Origin of the sequence: Xylanimonas oleitrophica, from assembly GCF_003244315.1 — a bacterium.
GTDB lineage: Bacteria > Actinomycetota > Actinomycetes > Actinomycetales > Cellulomonadaceae > Xylanimonas_A > Xylanimonas_A oleitrophica.
The window spans coordinates 148619-167331 of the sequence record NZ_QKWH01000002.1 but is presented as its reverse complement, the minus strand read 5'-3'; the positions used below and the strand labels follow the sequence as shown (position 1 = coordinate 167331).

22 protein-coding genes are annotated in these 18713 nt (G+C 75.3%); 15 read left to right on the top strand and 7 right to left on the bottom strand.

Going from position 1 to position 18713, the window contains the following annotated elements:
- The first annotated feature begins 139 nt into the window (after positions 1-139).
- Genes DNL40_RS04680 through DNL40_RS04665 form a run of 4 tightly spaced genes read left to right on the top strand, consistent with a single transcriptional unit; the run spans position 140 to position 1954 of the window.
- Positions 140-808: a DJ-1/PfpI family protein gene (locus DNL40_RS04680; protein ID WP_111250077.1), complete on the top strand. Its 669-nt coding sequence runs from the start codon at positions 140-142 to the stop codon at positions 806-808.
- Complete coding sequence (locus DNL40_RS04675) at positions 805-1134, top strand: hypothetical protein (protein WP_111250076.1); 330 nt, start codon at positions 805-807, stop codon at positions 1132-1134. Before DNL40_RS04680 ends, DNL40_RS04675 begins: the two co-directional genes overlap by 4 nt.
- Positions 1131-1607 carry a hypothetical protein gene (locus DNL40_RS04670; protein WP_111250075.1) on the top strand — a complete coding sequence of 159 codons (477 nt, stop codon included), beginning with the start codon at positions 1131-1133 and terminating at the stop codon, positions 1605-1607. The genes DNL40_RS04675 and DNL40_RS04670 overlap by 4 nt, the downstream gene beginning before the upstream one ends.
- Complete coding sequence (locus tag DNL40_RS04665; RefSeq protein ID WP_245885663.1) at positions 1604-1954, top strand: hypothetical protein; 351 nt, start codon at positions 1604-1606, stop codon at positions 1952-1954. Before DNL40_RS04670 ends, DNL40_RS04665 begins: the two co-directional genes overlap by 4 nt.
- Positions 1955-2012: 58 nt before the next feature.
- Here the strand turns inward: DNL40_RS04665 and DNL40_RS04660 are convergent, their stop codons facing one another.
- Together DNL40_RS04660 and rpmB are read right to left on the bottom strand one after the other, a co-directional pair.
- Positions 2013-3305: a YibE/F family protein gene (locus tag DNL40_RS04660; RefSeq protein ID WP_111250074.1), complete on the bottom strand. Its 1293-nt coding sequence runs from the start codon at positions 3303-3305 to the stop codon at positions 2013-2015.
- 65 nt (positions 3306-3370) lie between these two features.
- A complete protein-coding gene (rpmB, locus tag DNL40_RS04655) occupies positions 3371-3607 on the bottom strand; it encodes a 50S ribosomal protein L28 (protein WP_111250073.1) in 237 nt (78 codons plus the stop codon).
- 110 nt (positions 3608-3717) lie between these two features.
- On the opposite strand from rpmB, the gene DNL40_RS04650 reads away from it, so the two are divergent.
- The gene (locus DNL40_RS04650; RefSeq protein WP_111250072.1) at positions 3718-4887 is read left to right on the top strand and encodes a GTP-binding protein; all 1170 of its coding nucleotides are present in this window, start codon (positions 3718-3720) and stop codon (positions 4885-4887) included.
- A gap of 73 nt (positions 4888-4960) precedes the next feature.
- On the opposite strand, the gene DNL40_RS04645 is transcribed toward DNL40_RS04650, so the two are convergent.
- Positions 4961-5533: a helix-turn-helix domain-containing protein gene (locus DNL40_RS04645; protein WP_111250261.1), complete on the bottom strand. Its 573-nt coding sequence runs from the start codon at positions 5531-5533 to the stop codon at positions 4961-4963.
- A 79-nt stretch (positions 5534-5612) separates the two neighbouring features.
- Between DNL40_RS04645 and DNL40_RS04640 the strand changes: the two genes are divergently transcribed.
- Positions 5613-7199, top strand: a complete 1587-nt coding sequence (locus DNL40_RS04640; RefSeq protein WP_111250260.1) for an FAD-dependent oxidoreductase — start codon at positions 5613-5615, stop codon at positions 7197-7199.
- 40 nt (positions 7200-7239) lie between these two features.
- A complete protein-coding gene (locus DNL40_RS04635; RefSeq protein ID WP_111250071.1) occupies positions 7240-7545 on the top strand; it encodes a hypothetical protein in 306 nt (101 codons plus the stop codon).
- Here DNL40_RS04635 and DNL40_RS04630 read toward each other — a convergent pair.
- The 3 genes from DNL40_RS04630 to DNL40_RS04620 are packed head-to-tail and all read right to left on the bottom strand — an operon-like array spanning position 7523 to position 10049.
- The gene (locus DNL40_RS04630; RefSeq protein ID WP_111250070.1) at positions 7523-8395 is read right to left on the bottom strand and encodes a metal ABC transporter permease; all 873 of its coding nucleotides are present in this window, start codon (positions 8393-8395) and stop codon (positions 7523-7525) included. The genes DNL40_RS04635 and DNL40_RS04630 overlap by 23 nt on opposite strands.
- Positions 8392-9126 (bottom strand): metal ABC transporter ATP-binding protein, encoded by a 735-nt coding sequence (locus DNL40_RS04625; RefSeq protein WP_111250069.1) that lies wholly within the window; start codon positions 9124-9126, stop codon positions 8392-8394. The genes DNL40_RS04630 and DNL40_RS04625 overlap by 4 nt, the downstream gene beginning before the upstream one ends.
- Positions 9123-10049: a metal ABC transporter substrate-binding protein gene (locus DNL40_RS04620; protein WP_111250068.1), complete on the bottom strand. Its 927-nt coding sequence runs from the start codon at positions 10047-10049 to the stop codon at positions 9123-9125. The genes DNL40_RS04625 and DNL40_RS04620 overlap by 4 nt, the downstream gene beginning before the upstream one ends.
- Positions 10050-10170: 121 nt before the next feature.
- Between DNL40_RS04620 and DNL40_RS04615 the strand changes: the two genes are divergently transcribed.
- Genes DNL40_RS04615 through DNL40_RS04580 form a run of 8 tightly spaced genes read left to right on the top strand, consistent with a single transcriptional unit; the run spans position 10171 to position 17321 of the window.
- A complete protein-coding gene (locus DNL40_RS04615) occupies positions 10171-10425 on the top strand; it encodes an MrpF/PhaF family protein (RefSeq protein ID WP_179950937.1) in 255 nt (84 codons plus the stop codon).
- Positions 10422-10844, top strand: coding sequence for a monovalent cation/H(+) antiporter subunit G (locus DNL40_RS04610; protein ID WP_245885662.1), 423 nt, complete (start codon positions 10422-10424; stop codon positions 10842-10844). Before DNL40_RS04615 ends, DNL40_RS04610 begins: the two co-directional genes overlap by 4 nt.
- Positions 10841-11755 carry an MnhB domain-containing protein gene (locus DNL40_RS04605; RefSeq protein ID WP_111250067.1) on the top strand — a complete coding sequence of 305 codons (915 nt, stop codon included), beginning with the start codon at positions 10841-10843 and terminating at the stop codon, positions 11753-11755. Before DNL40_RS04610 ends, DNL40_RS04605 begins: the two co-directional genes overlap by 4 nt.
- On the top strand, positions 11752-12036 hold the full coding sequence (locus tag DNL40_RS04600) for an NADH-quinone oxidoreductase subunit K (protein WP_111250066.1): 285 nt from the start codon (positions 11752-11754) through the stop codon (positions 12034-12036). Before DNL40_RS04605 ends, DNL40_RS04600 begins: the two co-directional genes overlap by 4 nt.
- Positions 12033-13514: a complex I subunit 5 family protein gene (locus tag DNL40_RS04595; protein ID WP_111250065.1), complete on the top strand. Its 1482-nt coding sequence runs from the start codon at positions 12033-12035 to the stop codon at positions 13512-13514. Before DNL40_RS04600 ends, DNL40_RS04595 begins: the two co-directional genes overlap by 4 nt.
- Positions 13511-15034 (top strand): proton-conducting transporter transmembrane domain-containing protein, encoded by a 1524-nt coding sequence (locus DNL40_RS04590; RefSeq protein WP_111250064.1) that lies wholly within the window; start codon positions 13511-13513, stop codon positions 15032-15034. The genes DNL40_RS04595 and DNL40_RS04590 overlap by 4 nt, the downstream gene beginning before the upstream one ends.
- Positions 15031-16809, top strand: coding sequence for a complex I subunit 5 family protein (locus DNL40_RS04585; RefSeq protein ID WP_218925998.1), 1779 nt, complete (start codon positions 15031-15033; stop codon positions 16807-16809). Before DNL40_RS04590 ends, DNL40_RS04585 begins: the two co-directional genes overlap by 4 nt.
- On the top strand, positions 16806-17321 hold the full coding sequence (locus DNL40_RS04580; RefSeq protein WP_179950936.1) for a Na+/H+ antiporter subunit E: 516 nt from the start codon (positions 16806-16808) through the stop codon (positions 17319-17321). The genes DNL40_RS04585 and DNL40_RS04580 overlap by 4 nt, the downstream gene beginning before the upstream one ends.
- 5 nt (positions 17322-17326) lie before the next feature.
- Here DNL40_RS04580 and nhaA read toward each other — a convergent pair whose 3' ends face one another.
- Positions 17327-18682 (bottom strand): Na+/H+ antiporter NhaA, encoded by a 1356-nt coding sequence (nhaA, locus tag DNL40_RS04575; RefSeq protein ID WP_111250062.1) that lies wholly within the window; start codon positions 18680-18682, stop codon positions 17327-17329.
- Positions 18683-18713: the final 31 nt, after the last annotated feature.

The window sequence follows — 18713 nt, the reverse complement described above, 5'->3', positions numbered from 1 at the left end:
CGGGTGCTGGCGAGGGCTGTGGCCGTGACCACACCGCTGGCCAGATCCCGTCGTTCATTGGCACGAGGGCCAGTGGTCGCGTGGCGGCGCCGCGGCCCAGCATGGTGCTGCCCGCTCCGACCCGACTCCCGGAGGTCCTGTGCCACGCACCGCCCAGATCCTGCTGTTCGAGGGGTTCGACCCCCTCGACGTCGTCGCCCCGTTCGAGGTGCTCGCTGCCGGCAGCGAGGCCGCGGGCGCCGACGGCCTCGCCGTCGAGCTCGTCAGTGCCGACGGCCCGGGCCCGGTCATCTCCGGCACGCTCGGCCTGACCCTGCAGGCCACCTCTGCCCTCGACCCCGAGCGGCCCGGCTACGTGATCGTGCCCGGCGCCTCCGGCCCCGTGGACGGCGACCCCGACGAGGTCACCACCGTCCCCGTGCTGCTCTCCCGCCTCGCCACCGGCGGTGCCGCACCGCTCCTCGAGCGTGCCCTGCGCAACCCCGACGTCACGGTCGCGGCCGTGTGCGGCGGCTCGCTGGCCCTCGCGATGGCGGGCCTCCTGGAGGGCCGGAACGCCGTGACCCACCACCTGGGGCTCGACGTCCTGGACGCCACCGGCGTCACCGTCGTCGACGCCCGCGTGGTCGACGACGGCGACCTGGTCACCTCCGGCGGCGTCACCTCGGGCCTCGACCTCGCCCTGCACCTCCTGGAGCGCGAGCACGGTCCCCAGGTGGCCATCGCCGTCGAGCGCCTCTTCGAGCACGAACGGCGCGGCACCGTCTGGCGTGCCACCCACCGGTCCGGGCAGGAGACGCACGCGTGAGCGCCCTGACCGGCACGTGGGACGTGCGCATGAAGACCCCCGTCGGCACCGTCGAGGCCGTCTACACCTTCACCGAGGACCTCACGGGCACCGCCGCCACCGCGGCGGAGGCCGTGCCGCTCGAGGGCATCGCGCTCGCCCGCTCCGCTGCCCCCGGTGATGCCCCCGACGACGGCGTCCACGCCACGTGGCACCAGAGCGTGACCCGCCCGATGCGCCTGCACCTGCGGTTCGACGTCGTCGTCACCGGTGACACGCTCGCGGGCACCTCCCGCGCCGGCCGCCTGCCGCGCACCGCCGTCACCGGCACGCGGAGGCCCGCATGACCGCGTTCCTGCTGTCCCTCCACGTGCTGGCCGCGATCCTGGCCGTCGGGCCGGTGGCCGTCGCGGCCAGCATGTTCCCCCGGCTGGCCCGCCACGCCCTCGCCGCCCCCGGAGACGTCCAGGCGGCTGCCCCCGTGCGGCTGCTGCACCGCATCACCCGCGCCTACGCCGTGGTCGGCGTGGCCGTGCCCGTGCTGGGGTACGCCACCGGCGCCGCGCTCGGGGTGCTCGGGGACGCCTGGCTCGTGGTGTCGATGGCCCTGACCGCCGCGGCGGCGGCCGTGCTGGTCGCGGCCGTCCTGCCCGGTCAGCGCACCGTCGTCGCCGCGCTCGACGCCCCCGCGCTGGCACCGGCCGCCACGGCCACCGCCCGGCGGCTGGCCATGCTGACCGGCGTCTTCAACCTGCTGTGGGCGGTCGTGGTGGTCCTGATGATCTACCGCCCGGGCTCCACCACCGGGGCGGGGCTGTGAACGAGCGAGCGGCGAAGGACGAGGCCGCGGCGGACGAGGTGCTGGAGGACGAGGTGGCGCAGACCCGGCCCGCTCGGGGCCGCACCGCGCTGCGGGTGCTCGGTGCCGCCGAGCTCGGCAGCCTGCTGGTGCTGCTCGGCAACCTCGCCACCGTGCACTCCCCCGCCGTCAGCAGCGCCGTCGGGCCGCTGCACGGCATGCTCTACCTGGCCGTGATCGTGGCGGCCCTGGGCGTGGCCGGCGGAAGGCGCGGGGTGTGGCTCAGCGGGCTGGTGCCCGGCGTCGGCGGCCTGCTGGCCGAGCGCGCGCTGCGGCGCAGCGCCCGCAGGAGCGCGACGGACGCGTGAGCAGGACCAGCGCGAGCACGACGGCGCGTGGGCACGACCGCGGCCGACGAGCCTGCGCTCAGCGCGACAGCCCGGCGACAGGCTCGGTCGCGTGCTCTCGGGGCTCACGGGGAGCACGCGACGCCGAGGGCACCACTGCCGCGGCGATCGCCGTCGTCGCCGGGATGGCCAGCACCAGGCCGATGGAACCCACCAGCGTGCGCACCACCTCCTCGGCGATCTCCCCGGACGCCAGGGCGCTGACCACGGGCTGGTCCAGCAGCCAGAGGTTGAGGATGACCACCAGCGCCGCGCCCACGTAGGCGAACGCCATCGTGTACACGGTGGAGGCGATGTGGTCGCGGCCGATGCGCATTCCACGGGCGAACAGCACCCGCCGGGGTGCGTGCGGGGCGAGCTCGCGCAGCTCCCACACGGCCGACGCCTGCGTGATCGTCACGTCGTTGAGCACCCCCATGCCCGCGAGGATCAGCCCGCACAGCGCCACCCCGCGCAGGTCGACGTCCGGCGCCACCGTGGGCAGCCACGTCGCGGACTCGTTGGTGACGCCGTTGATGTGCGCGGCGTGCGCCACCCACGTGCCGAGGGCCGCGGTGAGCCCCAGCCCCACGAGCGTGCCGAGCAGCGCCGTGGTGGTGCGGGCGGAGAACCCGTGGGCCAGGTAGAGCACCACGAACATCACCGCCGACGACGTCACGAGCCCCACCGCGAGCGCCGGCCTCCCTGCCAGGAGGGCGGGCGCGGTGAAGGCCACGAACACGGCGAACGCGAACGCGAGCCCGCCGAGCGACGCCAGCCCGCGCCACCGGGCGACGGCGACGACGGCGATCACGAACGCCCCGGCGAGGAGCGCGAGCGGCAGCTGGCGCCGGAAGTCGAGGAAGACGTACGGGTCCGGCTCGGTGGGCACGTCGCCCACGTACAGGGCGCGCACCTGGTCCCCCGGCTCGATGACCATGAGCTCTCCCGGGGAGGTCATGGTGGACGGCGAACCGTCGGAGGCGCGCACCGGATAGCTGTTGGTCTCCGGGTCGAACGGGCCTGTGACGGTGACGTCGGCGAACCGCGTACCGCCGGCCACGACCGGCACCCGGTCGGGCACGTCGGCGGCAGACGGCCACAGCGCCACCATCCCCCACAGGGTCGCCAGCAGCGCCGGCAGCAGGATCGCCGCGAGCGTCCACCGCACGCGGGGTGCCACCGGGGCCGCCCGCCCGTGCCCGTGCCCGTGCCCGTGCCCGTGAGCGCGGTCCGGCGCGAGCACCTTGTCGTGCGCCTGGTCGGGAGCCTGGTCGGAGATCTGCGGGAGGAGCGCACGGCGGGAGCGGGCGTGGGTGTGACGGCCGGGCATGGCACGCAGCCTCGCACGCCGTCGCGCCCGCCGGGAGCCCCTCCCTGCGAGGGCGGGCGGTGGGCTCAGACCTTCTCGCCGCGGGCGAGGATCTCGGCGACGACGACGTCGATGCCCTTGCGGTCGATGGTCTTGATGCCCTTGGCGCTGACGCGCAGGGTCACGTGTCGGCCGAGGGAGGGCACCCAGTAGCGCTTCTTCTGGACGTTGGGGTCCCACCGCCGCTTGGTGCGCGCGTGGGAGTGGGAGATGGAGTGGCCGAAGCCGGGGACGGTGCCGAGCACCTGGCAGCGGGCTGACATCTGGGGTCCTTCCGGTGTCCACCGCCACGCGGCGGTTTGATGAGAACCGTTCTCACGTGAGTAGAGTGAAGCACTGTCGAGAATGGTTCTCAACTAGATTGGATCCTCCGATGCGAGCACCCCTCCCCTCGTCCCGGCCCAGCACCGTGCCGCTGGGTCTGCTCGCCGCCGTCGACCCCGTGCTGCGCGAGTCCACCCTCACCGGCCTCGTGCTCGACTCGCCCGGGACCGTCGCGGTGCGCCACGACCTGCTGCCCGACCAAGGAGCGCTGCGCCGCGTCGTCCTCGACTCCACCGGCGTGATCGAGGACGAGACCGTTCCCCTGGAGCACGCGTGCCTCTCGTGCAGCGTCCGCGAGGACGCCGTCCCCACCCTCGCCCGGCTCGCCGCGGACGGCCGGTGGACCTCCCTCGTGCTCGCCCTGCCCACCACGGCCGAGCCCCTGCCCGTCGCCCGCGCCCTCGCCGCCTTCAGCGAGCCCGGCGGCGAGCTCGACCTGCTCCACCTCTCCAGCACCCTCGCCGCCGTCGACCTCGACACCCTCGAGCACGACCTCCTCGGCGACGACCTGGTGGGCGACCGCGACCTCGCCATGACCGACGACGACGAGCGCGCCGTCGGGGAGGCGCTCGCCGCCCAGCTCGAGCAGGTGGACCTCGTGGTCACCACCGGCGCCGACCCCACCGGGTCCGGTCTGCTCGACGGCCTGCGCGCCCGCGAGTCCCGGCGCGTCGACGGCCTGTTCGAGCTCACCACCGCTCACGTCATGACCGCGCGCCACGACCCTGCCGCCGCCGAGCGCCGTGCCCACCCCCTCGGTGCGCACGGCACCCGCGCCCCCAGCAGCGAGACCGGGCGGGAGGTGCAGGACGCGACCGGGGACCGCTCCTGGACCCTCGTGCTCGAGTCGCCCCTGCCGTTCCACCCCGAGCGCCTCCTGGCCAACGTCGAGCGCCTCAGCCCCGAACGGCTGCGCAGCCGTGGCGTGTTCCACGTGCCCGACCGGCCCGACTCGGTGTGCCTGTGGGACGGGGCGGGCGGCCAGCTGTGCGTCGCGGACCTCGGCACCTGGGACGAGGCCGCGGCGGGCACCACCCCGGTGACCCGGATCGTCGTGCTCGGTGCAGGTGACCCCGACGAGGCCCGTGCCCGGCGCCAGCGCCTCGTGGAGGCGTTCTACGAGTCCCTCGCCACCCCGGAGGAGTGCGCCGACGGCGGCCTGCGCTGGCTGGGCAGCACCGACGTCCTCGCCCCGTGGCTGGGGGCGCGCGCCGCGTGAGCCGTGCCCGCGGCCCAGGACGGCGGCGTGCAGGGCCGCAGCGGGAGGCGGGGGCGGGCACCCGCCCCCGCCCTCAGGCGTCGGGGGCAGGCGACGACGGGGAGTGCACGTGCATGCGCACGCCGTCGTCGTTGAAGATGCTGATCACCTGGGCCGGACGCGACCCGACCGCGGACACGGCGTGCGGGACGCGCGTGTCGAACTCGGCGGCCTCCCCGCGCGTCAGCACGAGGTCCTGCTCCCCGAGGCGCAGGCGCAACCGGCCGGAGAGCACGTAGAGCCACTCGTAGCCGGCGTGCGTGCGCTGCTCCGGGCAGCCGACGCCGGGCGGGTAGGTGATCTTGTAGGTGCGCACCGGCGCAGACTCGGGCGCCAGCGGTGCGATGACCAGGCCGTCACGGCGGATGACGGGCCGGCGCACGCGCGGGTCGGGCGGGTCGGCCGGCAGCAGGTCGTCGATGCGCACGCCCAGCTGTCGGGTCAGCGGGAGCAGCAGCTCCAGGCTGGCCTGGCGCTTGCCGGACTCGAGCCGGGAGAGGGTGCTGGCGGACATCCCGGCCCGGGACGCCAGCTCCCCCAGGGTCCAGCCGCGGGCGTGCCGTGCAGCGCGCAGCCGGGGACCGATCTCGTCGAGCTCGCTCGCCACCACACCCACCGCCAGAAGTTGTTTGCTGTTTCCGCAAGGATCGTTGCCATCTTGTCACGCAGTGGCGGACGGTGGGGACATGGAGAACGAGAACACCTGGGACGCCGTCGTCGTCGGCGGCAGCGCCGCAGGGCTGAGCGCCGCGCTCATGCTGGGCCGGGCCCGCCGCCGCACGCTGGTGGTCGACGCCGGCAGCCCCCGCAACCGCTTCGCCGACCACATGCACGGCGTCCTCGGCCAGGAGGGCGTGCCCCCGGCCGGCCTCATGCGGCGTGGTCGTGAGGAGGTCGCCGCCTACGGCGTCGAGGTGCTCGACGGCATCGTGGAGCGGGTCGAGGACGCGGAGCGTGGCCTGCTCCTGACCCTGGCCGGCGGCCGCACGCTCACGGCCCGCGCCGTCGTCGTCGCCACGGGGATCTCCGACGAGCTGCCCGACGTGCCCGGCCTCGCAGAACGCTGGGGCGACACCGTCCTGCACTGCCCCTACTGCCACGGCTGGGAGGTGCGCGGGCAGCGCCTCGGCGTCCTGACGACCTCCCCGCAGGGCCTGCACCAGGCCGAGCTCGTCCGGCAGTGGACCGACCACCTCGTCGTCTTCACCGCCGGCCTCGGCCCCCTCGACCCGGCCACCACCCACCGCCTGCGCTCCCGGGGCATCCAGCTGCGACCCGCCGCGGTCACCGAGGTCACCGACGGCCCTGACGGCGCGCTGCTCGTCCGCACCGACGACGGCGACGAGACCGTCGTCGACGCGATCTTCACCGCCGGGGCGCCCCTGCCCCACGACGGCTTCCTGGCTCCGCTCGGCCTCGACCGCACCGAGACGCCGTGGGGATCCTTCCTGACCGTCGACCCGACGGGCCGCACCAGCCATGAGCGCGTCTGGGCTGCCGGCAACGTGGTCAACGCGGGGGCGAACGTCCCGCTGTCCCTGGGCACGGGCAGCTTTGCCGGCGCGGCCGCCAACGCCGCGCTGGTCGCGGAGGACTTCGACACCGCCGCCGCAGCTCCGGTGGACGACGGCGAGGACCCGGCCCGGTTCTGGGAGGAGCGCTACGCCGGCGCCGGGAACGTCTGGTCGGGCCGCCCCAACGCGACGGTGGTCCAGGTCGTCTCCGGCCTGGAGCCCGGGCGTGCGCTCGACCTCGGCTGCGGCGAGGGCGCCGACGTCGTCTGGCTCGCCCGGCAGGGCTGGCGGGCCACCGGCCTCGACATCTCGGCCACCGCCGTCGACCGTGCGCGTCGCGCGGCCGCAGCCGCCGGGCTGCCCGACGACGAGGCGCGGTTCGAGGTGGCCGACCTCTCCGCGTGGGAGCCCAGCGCCGCGTACGACCTGGTGACCGCGGCGTTCTTCCAGTCCCCGGTGCACCTGCCACGGGCCGAGGTGCTGCGCCGTGCGGCCGCCGCGGTGGTGCCGGGCGGCCACCTGCTCGTGGTCACGCACGCGACGGTGCCGCCGTGGGCCGCGGGCCCCGACGCCGGCGGGGAGCACGAGCACCAGGCGCACACCGGGCTGCTGAGCCCGCAGGAGCAGGTCGAGGAGATCGCGCTCGACCCGGGCGCCTGGGAGGTGGTGCTCGCCGAGACCCGCGACCGCGCGGCGACCGGCCCGGACGGGCAGGAGGCCGTGCTGGAGGACGGCGTGGTGCTGCTGCGGCGGCGCTGAGTCGTTGACGGGCGCGGGGCCGGCTGGTGGGGTGTGGTCCATGACGACGACGCCGCACCACGGTCCCGTGCCGTTCCCCGGCCCTCCGCCCGCGCGAGGCGGCTCGCACGTCTCGGCCACCGTGGTGGCCCGGACCGCGGTGGTGCTCGGCGTCGTGGCCCTGGGGGCGGGCTCGTGGCTCACCTCGCGCGCCCAGACGTCGGTGGCCTGGTTCGCCTACGCGCCGCTCTCGGAGAGCACCCTCACGATCTCCCCGTCGCCGACCCCGGGCCTGCTGCTCGTCGGGGCGGGCCTGCTGCTGGTCGGCCTGGCCGTGGGCGTCGTCATCGGCCGGCGTCTGCCCTGAGCCGACGCCGGCCGGCGAGCCGGCGCCCCAGCAGCCCGTGCCGCGGCGCCAGCAGGTACACGAGCGCGAACACGGCTCCCTGGACCAGCACCACGAGCCCGCCGGAGGCGGCGTCGAGCCAGTAGCTGAGGTAGATCCCCGTCACCGAGCACAGGGCAGACAGGGCGGGGGCGAGCACGAGCATGCGCCCGAACCGGTCGGTGAGCAGGTGCGCCGTGGCGCCGGGGATGATGAGCATCGCCACCACCAGGATCACGCCCACCACCTGCAGCGCGACGACGGCGGTCAGCGCCAGCACCCCCAGCAGCAGCGCACCGAGCCGCCGCGGGGACAGCCCGATGGCGTGGGCGTGGGTGGGGTCGAACGCGTAGAGCGTCAGGTCCCGCCGCTTGACCAGGAGCACCACGAGCGCGACGGCGGCCAGCACGGCCACCTGCACCAGGTCCGCCCTCGAGACGCCCAGCACGTTGCCGAACACGATGTGGTTGAGGTCGGTGTGGCTCGGAGTCACGGAGACCAGCACCAGGCCGAGGGCGAAGAGCGTGGTGAACACGATGCCGATGGCGGCGTCCTCCTTGACGCGGCCCGTGGAGCGCACGGCACCGATGAGCACCACGGCCAGCACCCCGAACACCAGCGCCCCCAGCGCGAACGGCGCTCCGAACGCGTAGGCGAGCACCACGCCGGGCAGCACGGCGTGCGAGACGGCGTCGCCCATGAGCGACCAGCCCACGAGCACCAGCCAGCACGACAGCAGCGCGCACACCACGGCGGCGATCACCGTGGTGGCCAGGGCCCGGACCATGAAGTCGTAGGCCAGCGGCTCCAGCAGCAGGTCCAGCGGGTTCACCGGGCCGCCTCCTCGGGCACGTCCAGGCCGAGCACCCGGCCGAGGTTGCGCGGTTCGAGCGCCTGGGCCACCGGGCCGTGGAACAGGACGCGGCGCAGCAGCAGGGCGGCCTCGTCGGCGAGCTCGGGCAGCGCCTGCAGGTCGTGGGTCGAGACGAGCACCGTGCGGCCCTCGGCGGCGAGCTCGCGCAGGAGCCGCACGATCGTGGCCTCCGAGCGCTTGTCCACCCCGGCGAACGGCTCGTCGAGCAGCAGCGTGCGGGCCTCCTGCGCGATCGCTCGGGCGAGGAAGGCGCGCCGGCGCTGGCCACCGGACAGGCGGCCGATCTGCCGGTCGGCGAGCCCGGCGAGGTCGACGCGGTCGAGGGCGTGGGCCACGGCCTCCCGGTCGGCGGGACGGGGGCGGCGGGTGGTCCCCTGGTGCCCGTACCGGCCCATCATCACGACGTCGTGGACGGAGACGGGGAAGCCCCAGTCCACGTGCTCGCGCTGGGGCACGTAGGCGACGTGACCCTGCCGGCGCGCGGCCCGCGGGTCGGCGCCGTCGAGCAGCACCCGCCCCGCCTCCAGCCGCACGTCGCCCATGACGGCCTTGAAGAGGGTGGACTTGCCCGAGCCGTTCATGCCGACCAGTCCGCACACGCGCCCGGCCTGGACCGTGAGGGAGGCGCCGTCGAGCGCCAGCACGTCGCCGTAGCGCACGGTCACGTCACGCACCTCGATGGCGGTCACGACGTGCTCCCGGTGAGCCCCGCGACGATCGTGTCGACGTCGTGCCGGATCAGGTCGAGGTAGGTGGGGACGGGGCCGTCCGGCTCGGAGAGCGAGTCGACGTAGAGCTGGCCGCCGAACGCGGCACCCGTGGCCTCGACCACCTGGCGCATGGGCCGGTCGGAGACGGTGGACTCGCAGAACACCGCCGGCACCTCGTTGTCGCGGACGAACTCGATGGTGCTGGTGATCTGCTGCGGGGTGGCCTGCTGCTCCGCGTTGACCGGCCAGATGTACCTCTCCGTCAGACCGGCGTCGCGCGCCAGGTAGGAGAACGCGCCCTCGCAGGTGACGAGCGCGCGCTGGTGGGGCGGCACCGCCGCGAGCGCCGAGACGAGGTCGTCCTGGACCTGCTGGAGCTGCTCCTTGTACTCCTCGGCGTTGGCGGCGAAGACCTCGGCGTGCTCGGGGGCGAGCGCGGTGAACGCCTCGGCCATGTTGTCGACGTAGACCTGCACGTTGAGCGGGCTCATCCAGGCGTGCGGGTTGGGCCGCCCGGCGTACGCGTCCCCGGTGATGCTCATCGGCTCGACCCCCTCGGAGACGACGACGTGCGGCACGTCCACCGTCTGCACGAACCGGGAGAACCACGCCTCGAGCCCGAGGCCGTTGTCGAGGATCAGGTCCGCGCCCGACGCGCGGCGCACGTCGCCGGGGGTGGGCTCGTAGCCGTGGATCTCCGCCCCGACCTTGGTCAGGGACTCCACGCGCAGCTCGTCGCCGGCGACGTTCCGCGCGACGTCGGCCAGCACCGTGAAGGTGGTCAGCACCACGGGGCGGTCGTCGGGCTCGCTCGCACCTCCCTGGGCACCGCACCCGCCGAGCACCGCTGCCAGGAGCACGGTGAGGGCTGCCCGGACCGTGCCACGAGGATTTTTCGGCATACCGAAAAATATCCCGCCACGGGGTGCGCTCGCCACACGCGCACCCCGTCGGGCACCCCCGCCAGGACGAGACGCGGGCGTGCGGTGGTGAGGACGTGCGACCTGGGGAAACATCGTCCCGATGGAGATCGCACTGCACGCCGTCGCGACCGTGCTGCTCCTGTGCGTGCTGGCCGGGCTCTGGCGCGCCGCCCGCGGACCGAGCACGCGCGACCGGGTGACCGCCTTCGCGCTGCTCGGCACCACCGGTGCGGCGCTGCTCGTGGTGCTCGCCACCCTCACGCAGACGGCGGCCCTGCGTGACGCCGCCCTCGTGCTGGTGGCTCTGGCCACCGTGGTGGTCGTCGTGGTGACCCGCGGCACGGCCGAGCGGTGACGGCCGTGGTGGCGGTGGCCGACGTGCTGGCCGTGCTGCTGCTGGCGGCCGGCTGCTTCTTCGTCGTGGCGGGGACCCTCGGCCTGCTGCGGTTCGCCGACCTGCCCACCCGCCTGCACGGCGTCGCCAAGGCCGACAACCTGGGCCTGGGCTTCATCACCGCCGGCCTGGTGGTGCACGCCCTCGCGCACGGGGGCGGTATCGCCGGCGGAGGTGGCGGCGCGGGCGGGATCGTGGCCAAGCTCGTGCTGGTCTGGCTCTTCGCGCTCCTGGGCACGGCAGCCAACAGCCACCTGCTCGCCGCGCCCGCCCGCCCCGAGCCGGGCGCCGAGGAGAAGCCGGAGCGGGAGCCGGGGCCGGGGCCGGGGCCGGAGACCACGCCGGAGCCGGAGGCGCCGGCCACCCGGGAGGCTCCGTGAGCCCCGCCTCCGTCCTCGACGTCGTGCTCGCCGCCGCCGTCCTCGCCGTCGCCCTCGTCGCCGTGCTGCTGCCGAGCCGGCGCGGCGCCGTCTCCGCCTTCCTCGTGCTCGGCGTCGTCCTCGCCGTGCTCTGGGCACGGCTGGACGCCCCCGACATCGCCCTCGCCGAGGCAGCGCTCGGCTCCGGCGTGGCCGGGGCGCTGCTGATGGACACCCTGACCGCCGACCCCGCCCGCCCAGGACGGCGGGCCGGGCGCACCGCCGTGGTCGTCGGTCTGCTGGCCGGCGCGGTCGCCCTCGCGGCCCTGACCGTGGTGGTGCGGGCGGTGCCCGACGAGCCCAGCCTGCTGCCCGCCGCGGTGGCCGAGGAGATCCACGGGGCGGGCGCCGACCACGCGGTGACGGCGGTGCTGCTCAACTTCCGCAGCCTGGACACCCTCCTGGAGGCGGCCGTGCTCGTCTTCGCGGCCGCGGGGGCCGGGGCTCTCGTGCGCACGCCCGTGCGCGCCCCCGACCCCGTGCCCGCCCCGGTCACGGCCCTGGCCCGCGTGCTGCTGCCTGCCCTCGTGCTGCTCGGCACCTGGCTGCTCCTGGCAGGCACCAGCCGCCCCGGCGGCGCCTTCCAGGCCGGCGCGATGTTCGCCGGCGCCCTCGTGGTCGCGTTCGTGGCCGGCGCCCGGTTCGCCGCCTCCCAGGGCACGGCCGCCCGGGCCTGGACGGTGGCCGGCGTGCTGGCCTTCGTGGCGCTCGCCGCCGGCACCGCCATGCTCGGCCAGGGGTGGCTGGTGCTCGATCCGCGGTGGGCCGGGGCAGCCGTGCTCACCGTCGAGACGGTGCTGGCCGTCAGCATCGGCGTGGGCCTGGCGCAGGTCTTCGTGGCCAACAGCGAGGCCCGGCGGGTGCCGTCGTGACGCGTCTGGAGCTGCTGCTGGCGCTGGGCTGCGCCGTGCTCGTGGTGGGGCTCGTGGCCCACCTCCTCGCGCGTGACCTGGTGCGCCGGGTGGTGGCCCTCAACGTCGCCTCGGCAGGCGTGATGATCGTGCTGCTCGTGCTCGCCACCCGCGGCACGGAGCCGGACCCGGTGGCCCAGGCCCTGGTGCTGACCGGCATCGTCATCATGGCCGCCATCACCGGGCTGGCCCTGGCGCTGGTGCGGCGGGTGGAGGCTCCCGAGGACGAGGAGGCGCCGTGAGCGCTCTCCTCCTGCCGGCCCTCGTGCTGGGGCCGCTGGCCGCCGGTGCCGTCGCGGCCGTGGTGCCCCGCGAGCGCGGCCGGGTGCGGGCCGCCGTCGGGCTCACGACGGCGGCGCTGACCGCGCTCGCCTGCGCCGTCGTCGTCGGCGGTGTGGCCACCGCCCCGGGCCACGAGGTCCGGGTGGCGCTCGCCGGCTGGGAGCCACCGCTCGGCATCGTGCTGCGGGCCGACGCCGCCAGCGCCGCGCTGCTCGTGCTGACCACGCTGGTGGGCGTGGCCGTGAGCGTCACGGTGGCCGTGCGGGACGACGCCGGCGGTGGCCCGGCGTTCTGGCCGCTGTGGCTGGGGCTGTGGGCCGCGCTCCACGGCGTCTACGTCACGCAGGACCTCTTCAACGCCTACGTGCTGCTGGAGCTGGTGACGGTCGGGGCGGTCTCGCTGGTGGCGCTGGGCAAGGGCAGGTCGGCGGGCCCGGCGCTGCGGTACCTGTTCGTGGCCGTGGTGGGATCGCTGCTGTTCCTGCTGGCGATCGCGCTGGTGTACGCCGAGGCGGGCACCCTGGACATGTCGGCGGCGGCCGGGCGCGTCGCACCCGGCCCGCTGCTCACGGCGGCCCTGGCACTGACGCTGGTGGGCATGGGCGCCAAGATGGCGCTGTTCCCGCTGCACTCGTGGCTGCCGGTGGCGCACCCGGCCGCCCCGGCCGCCGTGAGCGCGGTGCTGTCCGCTCTGGTGGTCAAGGCGGCGCTCGTGGTGCTGTGGCGGTTCTGGGTGGCGCTGGCCCCGGCCGCCGGCGGAGCCGCGCACGTCCTGGCGGTAGCGAGCGGGGTGGCCGGGTCGGCGGCGGTGCTGTGGGGCGGGCTGATGGCGCTGCGGCAGCGGCGGCTCAAGCGGATCGTCGCCTACTCCACGGTCACGCAGGTGGGCTACCTCGCCCTGGTGCTGCCGCTGATGGCACCGGGCGGGGAGGCCGCCCGCGCCGCGTGGAGCGGCGGCCTGCTGCTCGTCGTCGCGCACGGGCTCGCCAAGGCGGCCATGTTCCTCGCGGCAGGCGTGCTCACCGCCGCCTACGGGTCGGACCACCTGGAGGACCTGCGGGGCGCGATGCGGCACCGGCCCTGGGTGGTGGCCGCGCTGGGCGTCGCGGGGGTGAGCCTGGCGGGCCTTCCTCCCACGCTCGGGTTCGCGGCGAAGTGGCAGCTGCTCGCCGCGGGCGTCGAGAGCGGCCAGTGGTGGTGGGTGGCGGCGCTGCTCGCCGGCGGCCTGCTCACGGTGGGCTACACCGCCGTGGTGCTGCGGGCGGTCTCGGCGCCGGCCGACGCCGGGGAGCAGGCTCCGGAGCCGCCGCCCGCCGCGGTGCCCACCGTGCAGGCCGCCGTGCCGCTGGCGCTGGCCGTGGCCGCCGTCGTGCTCAGCGTGCTGGCCGGCGGCCTGGCGGGCCTGGTGGCCGACACGGCACCGAGGGGGCTGGCATGAACCCCGACGCCCAGGTGCACGAGAGCGTGCTGCCCGTGGTCATGCTGCTGACCTCGCTCGTGCCCGGGCTCGTGATCTTCTTCCTGCGCGAGGACCAGGTGCGGCTGCGCACCACCCTCAACATGGCCGGGGCGGTGGCCAAGGTGGCGCTCGTGGCGGTGCTGGTGCCGCTGGTCGTGGCCGGGCAGGTGCAGCGCGCGGCGTTCCCGTGGCTGCCCGGCGTGGAGCTGGTGCTCACCGCCGACACGTTCTCCCTGTTCTTCGCCGCGCTGTCCTCGCTGCTGTGGCTGGTCACCACCGTCTACGCCATCGGGTACCTCGAGGGGGCGCCGCACCGCAGCCGGTTCTTCGGGTTCTTCAGCCTGTGCGTCACCGCGACCGTGGGCATCGCCCTGGCCGGGAACCTGCTGACCTTCCTGTTCTTCTACGAGATGCTCACCCTGGTCACCTACCCGCTGGTGGCGCACCGAGGCACGCGCGCCGCGCTCGACGGCGCCCGCACCTACCTGGCGTACACGCTCGGCGGCGGGGTGCTGGTGCTGCTGGGCGTGGTGTGGCTGACGGTGCTGGTGGGGCCGGTGGAGTTCACCGCCGGGGGCGCCGCTGCCGTCGCCGAGCTCGCCGCCGAGCGGCCCGGCACGGCCACCGCGATCGGTCTGGTGCTGCTCGCCGGGCTGGGCGTCAAGGCCGCGATCTTCCCGCTGCACCGCTGGCTGCCCGTCGCGATGGTGGCGCCCGCCCCCGTCTCCGCGCTGCTGCACGCCGTGGCCGTGGTCAAGGCGGGCGTGTACGGGATCGTCCGCGTGGTCCACGACGTGTTCGGGCTGCGGGTCTTCGCCGACCTGGGCCTGCTGCACGTCCTGGCCGTCGCAGCCGGCGTCACCATCGTCTACGGCTCGCTGCGCGCCCTCACGCAGGACGACCTGAAGAAGCGGCTGGCCTACTCGACCGTGTCCCAGCTCTCCTACGTGACCCTGGGTGCCGCCCTGCTGTCCCCGGTGGCCACCGCGGGCGCCCTGACGCACATCTTCCACCAGGGCATCATGAAGATCACCCTGTTCTTCTGCGCCGGGCTGTTCGCCGAGGTGCTGGGGTTGTCCAAGGTGAGCCAGCTGGCCGGGGTGGCCCGCCGGATGCCGCTGACGGCGATCGCGTTCACCGTCGCGGCGTTCGGCATGATCGGCCTGCCACCCCTCGCCGGCTTCGTGTCCAAGTGGCCGCTGGCGCTCGGCGGGCTCGATGCCGGTGAACCCTGGGTGCTGGCCGTGCTCCTGACCAGCACCCTGCTCAACGCCGCCTACTTCCTGCCCGTCATCCACACCCTGTGGGTGCGGCCGCCGGAGGAAGGCGCCCGGTGGGTCACCGAGCCCCACCGCGTGCGCAGCATCGAGGCCCCCGCCTCGCTCCTGGTGCCCGCCCTGATCACCGCAGCCCTCACCCTCGCGTGCGGCGTCTTCGCCGGGTGGGACTACTCGCCGTGGCAGATCGCCCGCATCATCGCCGAGGGGAGCTACCCGTGACGCTCTGGGTCCTCGCCCTCGGCCTGCCGCTCGCCGTCGCGCTGCTGCTCATGGTCGCCACCCTCGTCTCCGGCCCCCGCGCCGGGGCGCTGCGCGACACCGTCTGCCGTGCCGCGTGGCTCGCCACCCTGCCCGCCGCCACCCTCACGCTCACCGGCGGGGACGAGGTCGTGCGCCTGGACTGGCTGCTGCTCGGCGTCAGCGCGCACCTCGACGAGGTCGCCCGGCCCCTGCTGGCCCTGACCGTGGTGCTGTACGCCGTCGCCCTGGCGTTCGTGCCCCGCTCCGGGGCGCGGCGCGGCCCCGTGCTCAGCGGGTTCCTCCTCGTGTGCTTCGCCGCCAGCGTCGGCGTCGTCGCCGCCGCGGACGTGGTGACCTTCTACCTCGCGTTCACCGTCATGAGCTTCACCGGGTACGCCCTGGTGCTGCACGACCGCACCGCCGGCGCCCGCCGCGCCGCCCGCATCTACATGGTCATGACCGTGCTGGGCGAGAGCGCCGTGCTCGCCGCCATGGCGCTCGTGACCGCCGACGGCGGCCTGGTGCTCGCCGACGCTCCCGCCGCCGTCGCCGCCTCCGAGCGTCGCGACCTCATCGTGGCCCTCCTGCTGGTCGGGTTCGGCGTCAAGGCCGGCACCGCGCCCCTGCACGTGTGGCTGCCGCTCGCCCACTCCGCTGCCCCCACCCCCGCGAGCGCCGTGCTCTCCGGCGTCATGGTCAAGGCGGGGCTGGTGGGCTGGCTGCGGTTCCTGCCCCTCGGGCAGGACGCCAGCCCCGGCTGGGGCACCACGTTCGTGCTGCTGGCCCTCCTGGGCGGGTTCCTCGCCGTCGTCGCCGGCCTGCTGCAGGACAACCCCAAGGTGATCCTCGCCTACAGCACCATCAGCCAGATGGGCTTCCTCGCCGTGCTGGTGGGCGTGGCCCTCGCCGAGCCCGGGCTCGCCCACGCCTGCGTGCTCGCCGCCGTCGTCTACGCCGTCCACCACGGCGTCACCAAGGCGTCGCTGTTCCTGGGCGTCCAGGTGTGGAGCAGCGAGCGTGTGCCCCGGTGGACGACGACGACGGTTCTCGCCGTCGCCGGTCTCTCCCTCGCCGGTGCCCCCTTCACCAGCGGGTACGTCGCCAAGTACGGCGCCAAGGAGGCCGTGGGCGACGCCACCTTCCCCGCCGCGGGCGGTGCCGCGCTCGCCGACGTGCTGCCGTGGTTCGGGCTCGGCTCCACCCTGCTGCTCGCCCGGTGCGCCGTGGTGCTGTGGCGCCGCGAGCGCAAGGGCGAGCACAGCGCCCCCGTGCGCGACGGCGTGTGGGCGGCCTCCGCGGTGGTCGCCGTCGTCCCCGTCGCCTGGCTCGCCCAGCGCCTCGACCCGCCCCAGGCCGTTCCCGGGTGGCTCTCCCCCGGAACCCTGTGGGCCCAGTCCTGGCCCGTGCTCCTCGGCGTCGCCCTCGCCCTCGCCGCCGCCCGCCTGGCCCGCCGCCGCGAGCTCGACGACTCCCCCCTGGCCCACCCGCGCGGCGACGTGGTGCCACCCGGTGACGTCGTCGCCGTCGAGGAACGGGCCGCGCTCGCCGTGGGCCGGGCGCTGCGGCGGGCGGCGGCACGGCTCGGCTCCGTGACAGGGCGCGTGCGCACGGCCCTGGCCGCCACGCCCTCGCCCCTGCCCGCGCTGAGCGCCGTCCAGGCCCGCCTCGGCCTGTGGGAGGCCTCCGGCGCCGTGCTCCTCTTCCTCGCCGCGGCGGGCCTGCTGCTCGCCCTGACCGGAGGGAGCTCCCCGTGACCGGATCCGTGCTGCTGCGCCTGCTCGGCCTCGGCGCCGCCTGGTGGGCGGTGGTCGAGGGCGACCCGACCGTCGTGGGCTACGGGCTCGTCACCGTGCCGGTGGCCGTCGCCCTCAGCTACGCCGTCACCGGCCGGCCTCGCCCCGGCACCCCCCTCACCCCCGGGAGGTTCCTCGCCGCCGCGGGCCTCGCCGGCTGGGTGCTGTGGCGCTCCGTCGTCGGCGGCGTCGACGTCGCCCGCCGCGCCCTGACCCTGCCTGGGCCCGACGTCGACCCGTACTGGCGCTCCCACACCACCACGCTGCCCACCCCCGGCGCGCGGGCGGCGCTGGCGTTCGTGCTCAACCTCATGCCCGGCACCGTCTCCGCCCGGCTCCACGGCGACAGCATGGACGTGCACGTCATCAGCCCCGACCTGGACGTGGACGCCACCATCGCCGAGCTCGAGCGGCGGATCGCCCTCGTCGTGCCGCCCTCACCAGCGCCGCCCCCGGAGGGCGAGCAGGACTGACCGTGTCAGGGGCGCGGACCGGGCCTCTCGTCGGCGCGCACGGCCTGCTGCTCCTCGACGTCCGGGTCGCCGATGAGCGTGGTGACGTCGTCGGCCACGCCGTCCCGGTTCATGTCCTGCGAGCGGGCCTTGCGGGCGTCCCAGCGCAGGCACACCGCCCCCAGCGCCGCGGAGATCAGGGAGGCGGCCAGGATGGCGAACTTGGCCGCGTCCGTGTGCTCCGACCCCTGGCCGTACGACAGCTCGGAGATCAGCAGCGCCACCGTGAACCCGATGCCGGCGAGGAACGCGATCGGCAGCAGGTCCCGCACGCCGATGCCCTGCGCCAGGCGCAACGGCGTGAACCGGGTGACCAGCGCCGTCACGCCGAGCATGCCGGCGAACTTGCCCACGATGAGCCCCGCCGTGATCGCCAGCACCACGGGCTGGCGCAGGATCTCCCCCAGGCCACCGGCGTCCACGATGTCCACCCCCGCGGCGAAGAACGCGAACACGGGCAGCGCGAGCCCCTGCGACCAGGGCCGCAGCGCGTGCTCGTGGTGCGTGGTGCGCGGCACGCGCTCGCCGTGCACCACGACCGCCGGGACGGTGAAGCCCAGCAGCACGCCGGCCACCGTGGCGTGCACGCCCGACGCGTGCATGAACGCCCACGCCACCGCCCCGAGCGGCAGCAGCAGCCACCAGCGGGGACGGCGCGAGCGGAACACGGCACCGGCCACCACGACCACCGCGAGCGAGGCGGCCAGGAAGCCCAGGTGCAGCTCCGAGGTGTAGAAGACCGCGATGACCACGATCGCCAGCAGGTCGTCGACCACCGCCAGCGTCAGCAGGAACGTGCGGATCGCCAGCGGCAGCCCCTTGCCGAACACGGCCAGGACGGCGAGGGCGAACGCGATGTCCGTCGCCGTCGGGATGGCCCAGCCGCCCACCGCCCCCGGGTCACCCAGCAGGTTCACCAGCACCGTGAAGATCAGGGCTGGCATCACCATGCCGCCCACCGCGGCCAGCATCGGGACGCCGGCCTCCCTGGGGTTGCGCAGCGAGCCGGCCACGAACTCGTGCTTGAGCTCGACGCCCACGGTGAAGAAGAAGACCGCCAGCAGGCCGTCCGCCGCCCAGGCCGCGACCGGCATGTGCAGGTGGCCGAACCCCAGCTCTGCCTCGGAGACCCGGAAGTACCACTCGCGCACCGGCGAGTTCGCGAGCACCAGCGCCAGCAGCGCCGCACCGAGCAGCAGCGCGCCGCCCGTGGTCTCGCGGCTCAGCGCGCGCCTGAGCCGGCCCAGCCGGTCGCGCGACCGGTGCTCCTGCGGCTCGCTCGCCACCGGGGCGGGGTGCTGCGGGGTGCGCGCTTCGGTCACGGCTGCTCCAGGTCGGCGGGGAGATGGGACG

Coding starts and splice junctions, on each gene's coding strand:
- DNL40_RS04670 (WP_111250075.1), top strand. CDS start 1,131: ATGACCGCGTTCCTGCTGTCCCTCCACGTGCTGGCCGCGATCCTGGCC.
- DNL40_RS04660 (WP_111250074.1), bottom strand. CDS start 3,305: ATGCCCGGCCGTCACACCCACGCCCGCTCCCGCCGTGCGCTCCTCCCG.
- rpmB (WP_111250073.1), bottom strand. CDS start 3,607: ATGTCAGCCCGCTGCCAGGTGCTCGGCACCGTCCCCGGCTTCGGCCAC.
- DNL40_RS04650 (WP_111250072.1), top strand. CDS start 3,718: ATGCGAGCACCCCTCCCCTCGTCCCGGCCCAGCACCGTGCCGCTGGGT.
- DNL40_RS04640 (WP_111250260.1), top strand. CDS start 5,613: ATGGAGAACGAGAACACCTGGGACGCCGTCGTCGTCGGCGGCAGCGCC.
- DNL40_RS04635 (WP_111250071.1), top strand. CDS start 7,240: ATGACGACGACGCCGCACCACGGTCCCGTGCCGTTCCCCGGCCCTCCG.
- DNL40_RS04620 (WP_111250068.1), bottom strand. CDS start 10,049: ATGCCGAAAAATCCTCGTGGCACGGTCCGGGCAGCCCTCACCGTGCTC.
- DNL40_RS04615 (WP_179950937.1), top strand. CDS start 10,171: ATGGAGATCGCACTGCACGCCGTCGCGACCGTGCTGCTCCTGTGCGTG.
- DNL40_RS04590 (WP_111250064.1), top strand. CDS start 13,511: ATGAACCCCGACGCCCAGGTGCACGAGAGCGTGCTGCCCGTGGTCATG.